The organism is Nonomuraea fuscirosea (assembly GCF_003001935.1).
GTDB classification, from domain to species: Bacteria; Actinomycetota; Actinomycetes; order Streptosporangiales; family Streptosporangiaceae; genus Nonomuraea; species Nonomuraea fuscirosea.
Genome location: NZ_PVNG01000001.1, coordinates 731,261 through 747,271 on the forward strand (window position 1 = coordinate 731,261; position 16,011 = coordinate 747,271).

At 69.5% G+C, this 16,011-nt stretch carries 12 protein-coding genes; 9 read left to right on the forward strand and 3 right to left on the reverse strand.

The window, feature by feature from the left end:
- Window positions 1–75: 75 nt before the first annotated feature.
- The 7 genes from B0I32_RS03250 (at window position 76) to B0I32_RS03285 (ending at window position 8,933) form a co-directional block, all read left to right on the forward strand.
- Complete coding sequence (locus B0I32_RS03250) at window positions 76–612, forward strand: hypothetical protein (protein WP_146178020.1); 537 nt, start codon at window positions 76–78, stop codon at window positions 610–612.
- Window positions 609–1,844, forward strand: a complete 1,236-nt coding sequence (locus tag B0I32_RS03255; RefSeq protein WP_106234703.1) for a class I SAM-dependent methyltransferase — start codon at window positions 609–611, stop codon at window positions 1,842–1,844. Before B0I32_RS03250 ends, B0I32_RS03255 begins: the two co-directional genes overlap by 4 nt.
- 21 nt (window positions 1,845–1,865) lie before the next feature.
- Window positions 1,866–2,918 (forward strand): NAD-dependent epimerase/dehydratase family protein, encoded by a 1,053-nt coding sequence (locus B0I32_RS03260; RefSeq protein WP_106234704.1) that lies wholly within the window; start codon window positions 1,866–1,868, stop codon window positions 2,916–2,918.
- Window positions 2,915–3,841, forward strand: a complete 927-nt coding sequence (locus tag B0I32_RS03265; RefSeq protein ID WP_106234706.1) for a Gfo/Idh/MocA family protein — start codon at window positions 2,915–2,917, stop codon at window positions 3,839–3,841. Before B0I32_RS03260 ends, B0I32_RS03265 begins: the two co-directional genes overlap by 4 nt.
- A 38-nt stretch (window positions 3,842–3,879) precedes the next feature.
- A complete protein-coding gene (locus B0I32_RS03270) occupies window positions 3,880–6,207 on the forward strand; it encodes a LamG domain-containing protein (RefSeq protein WP_106234707.1) in 2,328 nt (775 codons plus the stop codon).
- The gene (locus B0I32_RS03275; RefSeq protein WP_181306936.1) at window positions 6,195–7,232 is read left to right on the forward strand and encodes a glycosyltransferase family 2 protein; all 1,038 of its coding nucleotides are present in this window, start codon (window positions 6,195–6,197) and stop codon (window positions 7,230–7,232) included. Before B0I32_RS03270 ends, B0I32_RS03275 begins: the two co-directional genes overlap by 13 nt.
- Before the next feature lie 564 nt (window positions 7,233–7,796).
- Window positions 7,797–8,933 (forward strand): hypothetical protein, encoded by a 1,137-nt coding sequence (locus B0I32_RS03285; RefSeq protein ID WP_106234709.1) that lies wholly within the window; start codon window positions 7,797–7,799, stop codon window positions 8,931–8,933.
- Window positions 8,934–9,371: 438 nt separating this feature from the next.
- Here B0I32_RS03285 and B0I32_RS03290 read toward each other — a convergent pair whose 3' ends face one another.
- Both B0I32_RS03290 and B0I32_RS58730 read right to left on the reverse strand, forming a co-directional pair.
- Window positions 9,372–10,514 (reverse strand): acyltransferase family protein, encoded by a 1,143-nt coding sequence (locus tag B0I32_RS03290; protein WP_106234710.1) that lies wholly within the window; start codon window positions 10,512–10,514, stop codon window positions 9,372–9,374.
- Window positions 10,504–11,892 carry an alpha/beta hydrolase gene (locus tag B0I32_RS58730; protein WP_219911623.1) on the reverse strand — a complete coding sequence of 463 codons (1,389 nt, stop codon included), beginning with the start codon at window positions 11,890–11,892 and terminating at the stop codon, window positions 10,504–10,506. Before B0I32_RS58730 ends, B0I32_RS03290 begins: the two co-directional genes overlap by 11 nt.
- Before the next feature lie 79 nt (window positions 11,893–11,971).
- Between B0I32_RS58730 and B0I32_RS58735 the strand changes: the two genes are divergently transcribed.
- A complete protein-coding gene (locus tag B0I32_RS58735) occupies window positions 11,972–13,570 on the forward strand; it encodes a sensor histidine kinase (RefSeq protein WP_219911624.1) in 1,599 nt (532 codons plus the stop codon).
- Entirely contained in the window at window positions 13,567–14,715 is a 1,149-nt protein-coding gene (locus B0I32_RS61570) for a response regulator (protein ID WP_425438079.1), read from the forward strand. The genes B0I32_RS58735 and B0I32_RS61570 overlap by 4 nt, the downstream gene beginning before the upstream one ends.
- A gap of 129 nt (window positions 14,716–14,844) precedes the next feature.
- Here the strand turns inward: B0I32_RS61570 and B0I32_RS03320 are convergent, their stop codons facing one another.
- The gene (locus tag B0I32_RS03320) at window positions 14,845–15,750 is read right to left on the reverse strand and encodes a universal stress protein (protein ID WP_106234712.1); all 906 of its coding nucleotides are present in this window, start codon (window positions 15,748–15,750) and stop codon (window positions 14,845–14,847) included.
- Window positions 15,751–16,011: the final 261 nt, after the last annotated feature.

The window sequence follows — 16,011 nt, forward strand, 5'->3', positions numbered from 1 at the left end:
GGGCATGGCGGTTCAGGTGTCTCGCCAGGTCGGGGCGTTTCGTCGGGTGAGGTTGTCACGCAAGAAGGAGATGCAATGGGTCGACCGACATCAGGCTTCACGCATGCCGAGTACACCGGGCTCGTCGACGACGGGAAATACCCTGATACGCCGTTGGTTCCGCTCGACGAGCCCTTCGTCAATTCTTCGGGAAGGATTCTGAACGTCCTTCTCAAAAGGTTCACCTCGGCGGCCTGGATCGAGAGCAACGCCGGTTCCCTGCGGGCCAACCATTACCACAAGACGGACTGGCATTATTCGTTCGTCGCCTCCGGCACCGTGGTGTACGGGTGGCGGCCGTCCGGCAGCACCGCGCTGCCAGAGGTGTCCGAGTTCCACGCCGGACAGTTGTTCTTCACGCCGCCGATGGTCGAGCATGTCATGTACTTCCCGGTACCGACGACCTTCATGACTTTCGCGCGCAATCTGCGGGACCACGTGTCCCACGAGAGTGATGTGGTGCGGGTCGACCCGCTCTTCTCGGTGGTGTGGTCGGAAACAGCAGGTACGTTCACCTACAAGATCAACGGTCCCGATCGGCGGTCCTCGCCCGCCGGGGGCCCGCTTTCATGAGTGTGATCGCCCATCGCCGGGTCTGCGCCCTGTGCGGGAGCGACACCGCCGACGACATCGCCTTGTCCCTGCCGCCTACACCCTGTGCCAACGAATTCCTCAAGCGGCCCGCCCGGCAGGACGTCTTCCCGCTCGACCTGCAACTCTGTGCCGCCGCCGACTGCGGGCACCTGCAACTCGAGGCGGTCGTCGACCCGACGCGGCTGTTCGACGACTACGTCTACGTCTCCGGGACCTCACCTGTCTTCGTGGCCCACTTCGCCGAATACGCCCGCCAGGCGGCAGAGACGGCAGGATTGGGCCCGGACTCACTCGTCGTCGACATCGGCTCCAACGACGGCACGCTTCTGGCCCGATTTCTCGAGAATGGCATGACCCGGGTCCATGGCGTGGAACCGGCCGGCAGGATCGCCGCCGCCGCGGTCGCCCGCGGCATCCCCACGACCAACGCTTACTTCGACCGGCCGGTTGCTCAGGCGCTGCGTGCCGAGCTCGGTCCGGCTCAACTCGTGACGGCGAACAACGTCTTCGCCCATATCGCGGATCTGGAGCACACGGCTCTGAGCGTCGGTGATCTGCTCGCACCGCACGGCGTCTTCATTTTCGAGGTGTCATACCTTCTCGACGTCGTGGAGCAGGGATTGTTCGACACCATCTACCACGAGCACCTCTCCTACCATGCTGTTCGTCCTCTCATCGGATTCTTCGCCCGCCTGGGTATGACCCTGTTCGATGTACAGCGGGTTCGCGCTCACGGCGGATCGATCAGGGTGTACGTTTCAGCCGAGCCACGACCCGTAAGTGCCCGGGTCGCGGAACTGGTGGAGTTGGAGATCTCGGCAGGGCTTTTCCGCCCCGAGACCTACTCCGTCCTCCGGAAACAAATCGCCGCGCGCGCCTCCGAACTCCGTGCGCACCTGGCCGCCCTGCGTAGCGAAGGAGCTCGCTTCTGCGGGTACGGAGCTCCAGCGAAACTCACCACGATGATGTACGCCCTCGAACTGGACCGCGACGACGTCGAGTTCGTCGTCGACGACAGTCCTCTCAAGCGCGGGTTGTACACCCCCGGCACCCACATTCCCGTCGTCGGTTCCGACCACTTGGCGGCGGTGTCCGGCAAGGGATTCTGGTGCGTCGTGTTCGCGTGGAACTTCTACGACTCGATTGTGGCCCGCCACAGCGACTGGGCGGGCAATTGGATCAACCCCCAGGTCCGTGCACTCACCGGCTGACGAGCACAGGAGTGGCAACCGATGGCATACTTACTTGAGGACGACATCCGGGAACTTGTTTCGGCACTGGGTGACAACGTGCATCTGTTCACCGGACGTCGGGTGCTGATCACCGGGGCGAACGGTTTCCTGGGCCGCTACCTCGTCGCGTTCTTCCGCCACCTGAACTCCACGACCCTCGCGGGACCCTGCCGGGTGACAGCTCTGGACAACTGCCTGACCTCCGGCAAAAGGCCGGACGAGATGCAGGATGACCCGTACATCACCTTCGTCGAGCATGATGTGTCTGAACCCTTCGAGTTGTCCGGCGGCGTCGACTACATCGTCCACGCGGCCGGCATCGCGAGTCCCCACTACTACCGCAAGTTCCCGTTGGAGACCATGGACGTCTCCAGCCGAGGGCTCCGTTCGATGTTGGAGCTGGCGCAGGTTCACGGGGCGAAACTGCTTTTCATGTCGTCCTCCGAAATCTACGGCGACCCGGACGCGCAGCACGTCCCGACCGGCGAGGACTACAACGGCAACGTCTCCTGCCTCGGCCCGCGAAGCTGCTACGACGAATCCAAGCGTTTCGGGGAAACGCTGCTGCGAGTCTTCCACGAGAACTATGGCGTGGAGGCCGTCATCGTGCGGCCGTTCAACATCTACGGACCTGGTTTGCAGCGCACCGACTATCGGGTCATGCCGAACATCGCCGAATGCCTGGTGGCCGGTCGGGTGGTCAACATCTACGGCACCGGCCGCCAGACACGCACCTTTTGTTATGTCACCGACGCCATCAGAGGCGTGCTTCTGGCGCTGCTGCACGGCCGCTCGGGCGAGGCGTACAACGTCGGCTCGGCGACGCCGGAAATTTCGATGGTCGATCTGGTCGCCGCGGTGCGCGAGCAGATCCCGATGTCCGGCCTGCGGTACCAGATCGTCGACTACCCGCACTCATACCCGGCCAGCGAGCCGATGCGGCGCTGCCCCGACCTGACCAAGGCCTATCAGCATCTGGGATATGAGCCATACGTCGAATTCACCGACGGACTGCGCAGATTCTTCGGCTGGGCGCAGGACACCTACCGGTGAACGCTGCCGAGCAGCTCCGGATCGGCTTGATCGGCACCGGACGGTGGGGATCGCGCTACCTCGCCACCATCGGCCGACTGTGGCCGGAATCGGAAGTGATGGTCTCTGACACGGCGGGCCGCGGCGGACCAGGACCACCCGGCCCGGTGCGGTGGCCGACTCCGGCGGCACTGGTGGCATCGGCTCGAGTGGACGGCATCATCGTGGCCTCGCCGGCATCGACCCATGAGCCCGTTGTGACCGGCATCCTGAACCGGGGAATCCCGGTCCTGGTGGAGAAGCCGTTGACGGCCGACCTGCTCGGCACGTTACGTCTGTGCTCCCACGCCCGGCGCAGCGGCGCACCCATGCTCGTCGGTCATCAGCACCTGCGTGCCCCGGCCTATCAGGAGCTCCGCCGACTCATCCGCGGTCGTGCCATCAAAGAGATCCGTTGTGTCGCCGGCGGAATCGGCCCGATCCGGGCCGACTGCAACGCGCTGTGGGACTACGGCCCCCACGACCTCGCCATGGTGCTCGATCTCGTGCGTGCCGTCCCGATGACGGTCCAGCACGCGGAATGCCGGGTCCGCGGGCCGGGCGGTGAGGAATGGACCGCTGACCTTCGTGCGGGCGCCACCGCGGTGCGCCTCGAACTTTCCAACACGGCAGAGGAGAAGACACATCGGCTGTCGGTCACCACCGCCGACGGAGGTTCTCTCGTGTACGACGACTTCGCCGGCCATCGGCTGCGAGTTGACGGCGTACCGGTCGAGGTGTCCGATGAGTTGCCGCTGGACCGGCAGGTCCGGCAGTTCGTCGCCCTGGTCCGGGGAGCTCCGGGCGGCAAGGACCCGGACGAACTTGACCTCGCCGTGGCGATCGCCCAGGTACTGCGGGACATCGGTGACGCGGCAGTGCTCAGTTCGCGGTCCCGACGGTGACGCCGGCCGCGCCGTTATCCGAATCAAGAGGAAGAGCCATGGCAGCAGGCACACACCCGTCCGCCGCGACGGGAAACGCGTGGAACCTCCGTGCCGCCGCGGCGTCCGTGGTGGAGCGGCCGGCTCAACGCCCCGTTCGGGTCGCGGGTCTGGCCGGATACGTCGATCCGCTCGGCGTACGACCGGGACAGGTCTTGCGTATCCATCTGAACGCGCCGGCGGCATACGAGATCGCTGTGGGTAAGCTCGGCCACAAGGCACTGGTACAGCCGGAGCCGGACGACGACGGCGACCGCGCGGACGTGCGGTGGCTGGCCTCGCTCGCCTCGCCCGGCGCCGCCCGGCACGACGTCTATCCCGGGTCGTACGCGTGGATGGACGATCCCGGCATCGACCGGCCGGCCACGATCTCCGCGTGGGTCCGGCTCGGCGCTCTGCCCGCCACAACGGAGACATCCAGCTGGGCCGCGATCATCAGCCAGATGGACTACCCGGACCGGTGCGGCTGGGCCTTGGGGGTCGACGCCGACGGCAGGCCCCGCTGTTACGCGGGTGACGGGGCTCGTCATGACCGCGTCTTCTGGTGTTTCGCCGAGGTGAGTCTGCGGCGACGGCTGGACGAGTGGGTCCACCTCACCGCGACGATCGACGACGACCGGGTCCGCCTGTGGGTGGACGGTACGGTCGCCGGCGAAGGCCGCGCCGCCCGTCCGGCACGGCAGAGCGGAGCCACCGGTCAGCCCCTGCGGATCGGCGCCTCGGGCGAGAGCGGCGTGGCGGATCACCTCCTCGATGGTGACGTGAGCGATGTGGCGCTGTTCTCCCGGCCTCTGAACGCTGACGAAGTCGTGGCGCTGACGAAGAATCGCGCGGCGGCTCCCCTCGTCGAAGTGGGGCGGGAGTCGCTGGTCGCCCATTGGCCGCTCCGCGAAAGGAGGGGCACGCACATCCAGGACGTCGGCGGGAACGGCCTCACCGGCGTCCTGGTCAACGCACCGGTCCTCAATCTCCCCGGTCCGCCTTCCTCTCCCGCCGCAGGCCGGGCCGGCTACGACCCGGACGCCGATCCCCGGCGTGGCGGCTGTATCCGGTTCTCCTCCGACGACCTGGTCGACTGCGAGTGGCCCGCGGCAGCCGAACTCGTCGTCCCGGACGATGCGGACAGTGGTACCTACTACGTCCGGGTGACCTTGGCCGGTGCCGACGATCCGGTGGAGCTGCCGTTCGTCGTGGTGCGGCCGACGCCGCGACGCCCCCGGTCGGTAGCCCTGCTCTTCGCGACGTTCACGTGGACCGCCTACGCCCGCCGAGCCACCGACGGCGTCCATGTCCCGGGGCTCATGTCCTCGGCGTACACCCGGAACGCAGGCGGACGGTTGTTCTTCAACCTTGGGATGCGCATGCCGCTTCCGCGCGTCCAGCCGTTCCGGCACCGGACGCATTTGCGCGACGCAACGCTGCACCAGCACCTGGTGCGGCCGGAGCGCCAGACCGAGGCCTGGCTCGCCGAGCAGGGGTACGCCTACGAATGCATCACCGACGCCGAACTCGACGCCGAGCCGGCCCTGCTCGACCGGTTCGCGGCTCTGATGATCGTCGGCCATAACGAATACTGGACCGACCGCATGCGCGACGGTGTCGAAACCTACTTGCGCGGCGGCGGAAAAGTGCTCTGTCTCAGCGGCAACACGGCCTTCTGGCGGGTCAGTTACGACCCGCGGACGAGGGTCCTCGAGACCCGCAAGACCTCCCTGGGCGATGGCCTGGACGATGCCTGGCTGCCACCCGAACGGTGGGCGGAACGCTGGCATACCGACGGTCACCCCGGCGGCCAATGGTCCCACCTGGGCCGGCCGCCGAGCGAACTGCTCGGGCTGGAGACGCTCGGGTGGATCGACAGCGGCGACGAGACGGCCTACGCACCCTTCACCATCTGTGCGCCCGGCCACTTCCTCATGCAGGAACCGGAGGAGGTTCCGCTGGAGGACGGTGCGTTCATCGGCACCCGGTCGCACGACGGGCCGGCGGTCAGTGGCTACGAGATGGACGGGCTGCCGCAGGCACTGGGCAAACCGGCCCTCGATCCCGGAGGGCTCACCATTCTCGGGCACGCCGACCATGGCCCACGCTTCGTCGCCCATTGGGGCGTGCAGGCCGGTTACGGAGCCGACCTGATCCTGTGGGAACGCCCAGCTGGCGGAATCGTCTTCAACGCCGGAGCCACCAACTACCCGGGAGCGCTCGCGGCCGATCCCGGCATCCAGGCATTGACCCGCAACGTCCTGCACCACATGGGGGTCGGGCATCGCAGCCCACGCCGGCCGTCCGAGAAACGTCGACTTCAGGAGGATGTGTGTCCACAGTAGAACATGAACGCGGGATCTCGGTCGTCGTCCCCGTCAAGGGCCGGGTACCGCAGATGCGTGCGCAGCTGGCCTCGCTGCGCGCGGCCATGGATCGTAGTCCCGAGCCCGCGGAGGTGCTCGTCGTCGACGACTCCGAACCGGCCGATGCCGCGAGTCACCAGCTCAACTGCCGGGAGTTCGGCGCGAGGTACGTGACCGGTCCCCGCCACGTCGGCGCGAAACGCAACCTAGGCGTCGCGCAGGCCCGATACGACCTCATTCTGTTCACGGATTCCGACTGCAGGGTTCCCCCGGAGATTCTTGAACGCCACGTGAAGACGCTGCGCGGCGCGGACCCCTCCGTAGGTGGTGTCGCGGGTCCGACCTTCGTGGAGCACAGTGAGGCGCCGACGTACCGCTTCATGCGCTGGTCCAAGTTGCTCAACGACGACCTGGAACGTCCTCGGCGGCGGGCGACGGTCACCTGGGCGACGACGACCAACCTGGCGGTGCGCCGGAAGGCTTTCGAAGAGGTCGGTGGCTTTCCGTCGGAAAGTCTCACGATTGTCGGTGGCGAGGACGTCGACCTCGGCATCAAGATGTCCGATGCCGGCTACACGACCGTGTGTGACCCGGAGACGGTGGTCATCCACGACCACGCCAGCACGGACTCCCTCGCCACGGCGTGCCGGCGACTCTTCACCTACGGGCGCTCCGAACAATGGCTGTGCACGATCCACCCGAGCCACAGGCGCCCCGTGTTGAACGCCTTCACGCTGGCGACGGCGGCCGCAGCGGTTGGAATTGTGCTCGTTCCGCGCACCGGGGGTCGCAGCCTGCTTGCGGCGCCGATGGCCCTGGGTCTCGTGGCCGGCGCGCGTGCCCGGCGGCTGCGCGGTACGGATCGGTCGGCTCGAGCCGCCGCGGAGACGTTCGCGTGCGCTTCGGTAGACCTGCTGTTCGACCTTGGTGGCTTCGTCGCCGCGTTCGAACTTCGCCGCCCCGGCATGTTGTTCACCGGTCTGCGGCCGGCCGACGCCGACTGAGGTCTTGGCGAGTGCGGCGACCGGCAGCCACTGACGGCGCAGCCCGGCCATCGTCATCCCGACGGCGACGACCCGCCACGCCGGCCCCTCCCGGCGAGCCCGCACGACCAACTCCCGCCTTAGGGCGCTCGCTCTCGACGACCTCGGCGGTGAGCGCCCGGAAGGCCGGTCGGCAGGCGCCCTGGCCGGCGCCGACGATGGCCGCGGCAAGCCTCGGCGATCCGGTACGGCGGGCGGCCGTATTCGGCGATCAGGTCCTGCCGGAGCCGTACCAGCTCGTCCTTCACCTCGCCCTTGTCAACGGGGAAGAACACGTCCGTATGGGCGATGGCCTTGGCCGCCTGCCGCCTCCTTCTGCGACCGGATCCACGTCATGGCGAACGGCCTTCCATCGCCGGCGGTCGGGCCGTTGGGGATTGTTCAGGGTCTTCTGCGCGCCCCCGGAGCGGCATGCGGCGTCTGAGCACTGACGCTCCTCGCCCGCTCAACGCGGGCTCAACACGTTCTCAACACCCCCGGCGCACCCTAGGGATCGCCAGTCGACGTCAGATGGGGGAGAGACGAGTGGTGGACAGGCCGAGGGCGACAGCGTCCCTTCTCTCGCTGGTCCTGGCGGCGAGCCTCGCCGGCTGTTCCTCGGCCGCCGAGGAGGGCGGGGCGGGCGAAGCCGCCGGTCGGCGAGCTTCGGAGCCCGCGATCAGTACGGACTTCACCCAGCGGAACATGATCATCACGGCTGTCTGCTCGCGAGAGAACGGCAGCGTCGTCAACCTCGACGGCTGGCACCCGCAAAGCTGGGAACACCTGGCTCACGCCGAGTTCCGGCTTCCGGACACGGCGGTTGCCGAGCACGACTCATCCGAGCCCAACACCGCTGTGAGGCGGCTGTGCGAGCCTGGTGAGCTGCCCACTGACGCCGGGGATGTGACAGTCGTCCGATCGCTCTTCGACCAGGACTTCACGAAGATGGCCGTGGTCACCGAGGACCCGAGGACCGGAGCCACTCATGTCGGTTATGTCGACCGTACGGGCAAATTTACTGATCTGACAGGGAATCAGGACTTCGGTAACACCCCGCACGAGCACAACGCGGCCTTCGCCCGGGACGGGAGCGCGGTCTGGTTCACGTACGAGGTGACCGACGAGCCCGGGACCTCGACCAAGGACCGGATCGCGAGCCGCGCGCTCGCCGGGGACCACAAGCCGGTCGACCGGTTCGAGGTGAGCACGGCCCAGAACCTCGTCATGGTGGGGAGTACGCCGAGCCAGGCGGTGATGGCCAACAGCGCCTTCCTCTCGCCGGACGGCAGACGCCTGCTGGCCGAAGGTTACGTGTTGGACGTCCCGGCGCAGGCCCAAGGGGTGGGCCCGGACCTCGTGGAGAAGGGCAGATACCTCGCCTGTGATTACGGCTGGCTCGACGACGACACGGTGCTGTGCGGTGAGAACGGCAGGTACGCCGCGCTCGACATCGCCCCTGGGGCGAAGCCCGGGCCGCCCATACTCCCCAGCAACGACCACCGCAACAGCGCCATGGTGATCTCCCCGGACGGCGGGAGGTTCGCGTTCCTCTCCCAGAAGGGGGCCGCGCTGGATTACTACCTCTGCGATACCAAGCCGGGATCCACACCTCAGAAGGTCGAACGGACCGGGAAGTTCTCCACGCTCGGCGACACCGCCGCCTTCATCGAGTGGCGCTGAGCACGCACGATGAGTGCGTTGCGGGCGGGGAAGGCTTGCATGCCCGGCTTCGGCCGGGCTCGGGCTGGAAAGTGTCCGGGCGCTGTCCAAGGCCGGCGCATCGGTGACCGTCGCCTCCTGCGATCCCCACTTCGGCGACAAGGAAGGGGCGGTGCCGCTCGCGCCTTTTAGGACGGGTTACGGTCGCGAGTCGCGGCCCCCGCATCCGGTCAGCACCTGTTCGGCCTGCTCACTCATGTCGGTGACGATGTCCGCGCGACTGGCTTGATGTCGTGGATCAGGCCGACGTCCCGCCCCATGAGCCAGGGCATCTCCTCCCGGCCGGCCTCCGTCTCCGGGAGCGCCAGGAGCGGGGGGAACGTGCGTACCTGCGTACCTGCGTCTCCTCGCCCTAGGCGACCATGGCACCGACCCGTTAGGCACGGCTAAGACGATCACCTAGTACTCGACGGTCCGGGCGTGATCGTGCCCGGGGCGTACGTGCCGTCGAGGTTGGTGGGCGGGGAAGGCGGCTCGGCACGCGAGCAGGGCCAGTGCGAAGGCCGGCAGCCAGGCCAGCCGGGCCAGGACCCAGGCCGGGTCGTCGGGGGCGGTGTGCAGACCCGGCAGGATGTGGCCGGTGAGCAGGCCGAGCGTGGTGACCGCGATCATGGCGGTCTGGTGCCAGAGGAAGATCGTCATCGCGGAGAGGTTCGCCAGCGCCACGAACGCCCAGACGGCCGGCCGCGACAACATCCGCCGTAAGGGGGCGAGCAGCAGCAGCGCCGCCCCGCACTGGGCGAGGCCGAAGGCGACGGCCGCGAGCGTGGGCGGGGACTGGTTCGAGATCGGGGCGCCGGGGACTCCCACCATGGAGGCCGGGTAGCCGGCCCACAGCACGAGTGCGGCCGTGGCGGCGGCGCCGCCGAGCAGCAACGCCCAGGCGGCCGTCCGGGTGCGCAGGCGGTCGCGGGCCCAGGCCGCGCCCAGGCAGTACGGCACCAGCCATCCCGCCGCCAGGTTGACCCAGCCGATCCAGGCGGGCCCGCCCAGGCCGAACCGGGTCAGATCGACGAGGGCGACCGTGGCGAGCGGCCACGCCGGGTGCAGCCGGGCCGCCAATGGGGTGAGCGCTGTCAAGGCGGCGAAGACCAGCAGGAACCACAGCGGCGACCACACCAGCTTGGCCAGCGCGTACACGGTCGCGAGGTCCGCCCCGAGGGCGAGCGGCACGACCGCCGCCGTCGTCCAGACCGCGAGCACGGCGGCGACCGGACGGAACAGCCGGGCCAGCCGCGTGCCCAGCCATCGCCCGTAGGTGACGTGCGCGGCGCGGGCGCGGGCGTGGCTCATGGCGGCCGACTGCCCGCCCACCAGGAAGAAGAGCGCCATGGTCTGGAAGATCCAGGAGGCGGGGGCGAGGTAGGGCATGTGCCGCAACGGGCTGGCCACGCGTACGGTGCCGCTGTCGGCGACCAGCGCGGTCACCAGCCAGTGGCCGAGCACCACGCCGCCGATGGCCAGGGCACGCAGCGCGTCGAGGGCGCGGTCGCGGCCGGCGGGGGTCGCCGCCTCGAGGAGCCGGACGAGCTCAGTGACCACCGCGCGCCTCGGCGGGGGGTTGTCCTGAGACGATGCGGGCGATGTTCGTCAGCGACGGGGAACCGGCCTTGAAGTAGTCGCTGTGCCCGCCGTCGCCGGCCGCGAAGACGCGGGCGCCGAAGTTTGGAGCGACCGGGTCCGCGCCGAATCCGATCGTGACGTACGGCAGGCGGAGCCGGGTGTGCGGCACCCCGGCGATCCAGTCACGGCTTCCCCGACCGGCCCAGACGGTCGCCGGGGTGCGTAACGCGGCCACGTCGCCGGCGGTGACGCTGGGGCTGCCGATCAGCACGATGCCGGCGACGTCCAGACCGGGGGCCGCCCGGGCGCAGACCACGCTGCCGTACGAGTGACATACCAGGGTGATCCGGGCGGCCGGGTTGAGCTCGCTCACCTCCCGGATGAAGGCACGCAACGGCGGCACGGCCTCGTCGGCGCGGCCGGTGGTGAGGGACGCCAGGCTCACCGTGTTGGGAGTGCGGTAGCCGAGCCAGGCGACGACCGCGGACCGGCCGCCGAGCGTCTGGCTCAGCCTCACCGCGCTGCCGCGCAGAAGCCCGTACTTGTCGAGGTGGGTGTCGCCACCGGGCACCAGCACGGCCAGATGCCCGGCCGCCGCGAGGTCGCCGAAGACCTCGGCCGCCCGGCCGCCGTCACGGCCGTCGAAGGACAGGAACCGGCGCGCCGGGTCGGCCATCGCGCGCAGCAACGCGGCCCGCCGTCGGTGGCCGTAGCCGGCGGCCATCCGCTCGGCGGCCACGATGTCACCGCGAACGGCCGCGTAGCGCGCGGCCAGAGCCGCTGCGGCCGCCGTACGCGGCGAGGCCGAGACGGCGGGGACGGCCGACGGGCGTGCAGTTTCGCTCAGTGGCGAGGCCGAGGCGGCGGGTACGGAGCCGGAGACGACCGACGGACGTGCTGCTCGGCTGAGCGGCGAGGCCGAGACCGCAGGGACGGACGACGAACGTGCTGTTTCGCCGAGCGCTGCGCCCGGGGTGGTGGGGACGGTCGAGGGACGTGCCGTTTCGCTGAGCGGTGAGGCCGAGGCGGCGGGGACGCTCGACGGGCGGGCCGTTTCACTCAGGGGCGTAGCCGGGGTGGCGGGGGCGGTCGAGGGATGCGTTGCTCCGCTGAGCGGCGTGTCCGGGGTGGTGGGGACGGTCAACGGACGTGCTGCTTCGCTGAGCGGTGAGGCCGAGGCGGTGGGGACGGGGGCGGGGACGGCCGATGGGCGCGCTGCCTCGCTCAGCGGCACCGCCACCGAGGCGGCGATCGTTGCGGCCAGCAGGGTGCGGCGCAGCCTGGACACGTTGACGTGGATCACCCGATCGACGGTGCCGCAGGCGGTGCCGGTGCCGCATCGGACCGTCGTCCACATTTCGGGGATGCCGATAGCCCGTGGTCTTACACCCGTGGTCCGATGCGGCGGTTCCGGCCGCGCCGTTACGATCGCGAGCATGCACGTGATGCCGCCCCTGCCGCCGCTGAAGCGGGTTCCGCCCGGCGTCTGGACGGTTCTCGCCTGGTGGGCGGGCCTGGTGTTCACGTTCCTCATCCGGATCGGGCTCCCCGGCGAGTCCGGGCCGGCCGAACTGGCCGGGCCGTTCTTCTTCCGCTGGGACGGACTGGCCTGGCTGGTGGTGTCGACCGTGCTGACCCACGTCGCCGGTGCCCAGCTGCGCCGGCGACCGCTGACGGCGATGGGGCTGCTGCTTGTCGCCGCGATCTTCGCGTGTGTGCCTCTGGGCGTGAGCGAGATCCCCTTGGCGCAGTTCCTGGCGGCCGACGTCGCGCTGTCCTTCATCGCGGCCGAACGCGCGCGCCGCACCGGGATCGTCGCCCTGCTCGGCGCGCTCACCGTGCTGGCCGGCTATCTGACCACCCGGCTGCTGTTCGGCTGGCCCGCCGGCACCTCGGCGGAGCTGGCCGTGGCCATGACGGCGGTCATCGCCTGGCTGGTCGGCCACTCGGTCCGCCAGGCCCGCGAGCACGCCGCCACGCTCATCGCCACGGCCACCGCCCAGGCCGTCACCGACGAACGCCTGCGCATCTCGCGCGAACTGCACGACACGGTCGCTCACAGCATCGGCGTCATCGCCCTGCAGGCCGGCGCCGCCCGGCGCGTCATCGACACCCAACCGGCTCGGGCCGGCCAGGCGCTCGGCGACATCGAGACAGTCGGCCGGGAGACACTGTCCGGCCTGCGGCACATGCTCGGCGTCCTGCGCCAAAGCGAGCAGGGCCAAGGCCAGGGAGTACAGGGCCAGGGCCAGGGCCAGGGAATGCGTGGTCAAGGCGTGCAGGATCGCGGGGTGCCGAGTCACGGCGTACAGGGCGACGGCGTGCAGGGCCACGGTGTAAAGGGTCACGGGGTGCCGAGCGACGGCGAGCAGGGCCAAGGCAAGCAGGGCTACGGCGTGCAGGATCAAGGAGGGCAGGACCAAGGCGAGCAGGGCTACGGCGTGCAGGATCAAGGAGGGCAGGACCAAGGCGAGCAGGGCTACGGCGTGCAGGGCCAAGGCGTGCAGGTTCGCGGTATGCAGGGCTACGGCATGCGCGGCCAAGGCGTGCAGGACCACGGCGCGCAGGACCACGGCGTGCCGCGTTACGGCGAGCAGGGCCACGGCGAGCAGGGTTACGGTGTGCAGGGGCAGTTGGCTGCTGTGGCGCCTGGTCTGTCGGAACTTGGTCGGCTTGTGGCGATGACGACGGATGCCGGTGTGCACGTCGAGGTGCGTCGGCTGGGTGAACGGCGTCCGCTGCCGCCGGAGATCGACGTCTCGGCCTACCGCATCATCCAGGAGGCGATCACCAACGTCGTGCGGCACGCCGGCACGAGCCGGTGCCGGGTGTCGATCGACTACCGGGACGAGGAGCTGGCCGTCGAGATCCTCGACGAGGGACGCGGCCCCCGTCGCAGGTCGGAGGGCGGTTACGGCCTGGTCGGGATGCGGGAGCGGGCTAACCTGCTGCGGGGGAGCTTCTCCGCGGGGCCGCGTGCCGAGGGCGGCTTCCGGGTCGCGGCCAGCCTGCCCTTGAGCGCGGAGGTGCGATGACCGTCCGTGTCGTCCTGGCCGACGACCAGCCGCTGATCCGGGCCGCCCTGCAGATGGTCATCTCCGACGCCGCCGACCTCGAACTCGTCGGCGAGGCCGCGACCGGGCTCGACGCCGTCCAACTGGTCGGGGAGTTGGAACCTGATGTCGTGGTGATGGACATCCGTATGCCCGTCATGGACGGCATCGAGGCCACCCGGCTGATCGCCCAGGGCTCCAGTGGGGCCCGCGTCATCGTCCTGACCACGTTCGACGAGGACGACTACGTCTTCGGCGCGCTCCGGGCGGGCGCGTCAGGGTTCCTGGTCAAGGACATGGCCCTGGACGACATCCTCACCGCGATCCGCGTCGTGGCCGCCGGCGACGCCCTGATCGCGCCAGGTGTCACCCGGAGACTGATCGAGACGTTCGCCAACCATCCCGCACCCGATCCCGCATCGGATCACGCGTCAAGTTCCGGACCGGCTCCCTCACTGCGTCCCGCGTCGGGTCCTGCGTCGGCTCCCGCGCAGCGTCCCGGATCGGATCACGGATCGGATCCCGCGTCGGATCCTGTGCTGGGTTCCGCACTGAGTTCCGGACCGGCCCCCGCGCTGCGTCCCGCGCAGCGTCCCGGATCGGCTCCCGCGTCGGACCCTGTGCCAGGTTCGGCGTCGGATCCTGTGCCAGGTTTGGCGTTGTGTCCCGGATCGGGCCTCGTGTCGGGTTCTGCGCCGCGTCTTGGCTCGGGTTCCGGGTCGGATCCCGTGTCGGGTTCCGGATCGGGTCCTGTACCGGGGTCGGCGTCGGGTCCCGGATCGCGTCCTGGATCGGGTTCCGCTCCGAGTTTCGGATCGGCCCCCGCGCTCCGTCCCGCATTGGGTCCTGCCTCAGGTTCCACGTCGGGTCCCACGTCGGGTTCTGCAAGGCATCGCGCGTCCGATCGTGCATCGGGGGAGTTGGAGGGGGTCACGGAGCGTGAACGTGAGGTGCTCACGTTGATCGCGCGCGGACTGACCAATAGCGAGATAGCCGCCGACCTGGTCATCAGTGTCGCCACCGTCAAGGCGTACGTGGGACGGCTGCTGACCAAGCTCGATGCGCGTGATCGGGTTCAGCTCGTCATCCTCGCCTACGAGGCGGGACTGGTGACGCCGTCGAAGTGATGGTCAACGTCTGCATTGCGCACGTGCCACCACGCACTTGCCGCCGCCACCTGCCGCCGCGCCACTTGGCACCGCGCTACCTGGCTCCGCATAGGCCGACGCTGGTCTGATCTGGGCGTCGTGCGGGGTTCAGCCTGGTGGGATTCTGGGTTTCATGATGGCTGTGGGGGTTACCGCGACCGGGCACCAGGCTTCGAGTAGCGCGGTCTGGGTGACCGGGCCCAGGAGCAGGGTGGGGGGAGATTCGTTGCCCCGGTTGCCGAGTACGAGGAGTGTGGCGTCTCTGGCCGCGTCGAGCAGGGCGCGTTGCGGGCGTTCGGTGACGAACTCGGTGATCACCGGTACGTCGGGGCGCCTCTGGGACAGGTGTGCGGTGACCTCGCGGAAGCGGGCCTCGGCTCCCCGGCGCAGTGCGCGGGAGTCCACGAACGGGAGCGGTTCCGGCCAGGACGACGATCCGCAGTCGGTCCAGCAGCACAGCACCGTCACGGTGCCGAGGCGTAGCGCGGCCTCGTCCAGGGCGAGGTCGAGGGCGGCGAGGCCGGCGGGTGAGCCGTCCAGGCCGACCACGATCCTGGCGTCCGGGCCGGTCCTTGGCTGGAGCTCCGGGCGTACGACGACGACCGGGCCTGAGCAGTGCGCGGCCACCTGGACCGCGGCCGATCCCACCTCCAGGCCGTCGAACCCGCCCTGCCCGCGCAGCCCCAGCACCGTCAGCTCCGCCCCCCGCCCGACCTCCAGGAGCACCGCGGAGGGCGAGCCCCGGCCGAGGATCCGCCGGACGTCCACGTCGGGGGCGAGTTCACGGGCCCGGCGGACGCCATCGTCCACGACCTCCTGGGCCACCTGGTCGATCTGCGCCATGAGCTCGTCGGAGAGGGGCTTGAGGGCGTACGGCCAGTGCAGGGCGTGGCAGACCAGCACGGGGAGACCGCGCAGCCGCGCTTCCTCGACCGCCCAGATCAGCGCGTGCCGGCTCTCGGGCGAGTCGTCGTAGCCGACCAGGACGGGCCGGTCGGCCAGGCCATCGCTCATCTCGCCGCCTCCCTGAGCGGAACCGTCTGCTCTTCCTGAGCGGATCCGTTGCTCTTGAGCGGATCCGTCTGCTCCTGATCGGATCCGTCTGCTGCTGGGCGGATCCGTCTGCTCCTGATCGGATGGACTTTCCCCGGACCATGGGGACAAGGCCCGTACGCGCGCAAAGGCCTGACCATGTCTTGCTTGCCTCGCCCGGAGTTTGGCGAAGAGAGCCGCTGGCGAAGGGCGTGAGGCGCGGTCGCTTCTCAGCGGACGGTC

Bases quoted from the DNA above. Each gene is read 5' to 3' on its own strand.
- B0I32_RS03250 (WP_146178020.1), top strand. From the start codon at position 76: ATGGGTCGACCGACATCAGGCTTCACGCATGCCGAGTACACCGGGCTC.
- B0I32_RS03255 (WP_106234703.1), top strand. From the start codon at position 609: ATGAGTGTGATCGCCCATCGCCGGGTCTGCGCCCTGTGCGGGAGCGAC.
- B0I32_RS03260 (WP_106234704.1), top strand. From the start codon at position 1,866: ATGGCATACTTACTTGAGGACGACATCCGGGAACTTGTTTCGGCACTG.
- B0I32_RS03270 (WP_106234707.1), top strand. From the start codon at position 3,880: ATGGCAGCAGGCACACACCCGTCCGCCGCGACGGGAAACGCGTGGAAC.
- B0I32_RS58730 (WP_219911623.1), bottom strand. From the start codon at position 11,892: ATGTGGACGACGGTCCGATGCGGCACCGGCACCGCCTGCGGCACCGTC.
- B0I32_RS58735 (WP_219911624.1), top strand. From the start codon at position 11,972: ATGCACGTGATGCCGCCCCTGCCGCCGCTGAAGCGGGTTCCGCCCGGC.
- B0I32_RS61570 (WP_425438079.1), top strand. From the start codon at position 13,567: ATGACCGTCCGTGTCGTCCTGGCCGACGACCAGCCGCTGATCCGGGCC.
- B0I32_RS03320 (WP_106234712.1), bottom strand. From the start codon at position 15,750: ATGAGCGATGGCCTGGCCGACCGGCCCGTCCTGGTCGGCTACGACGAC.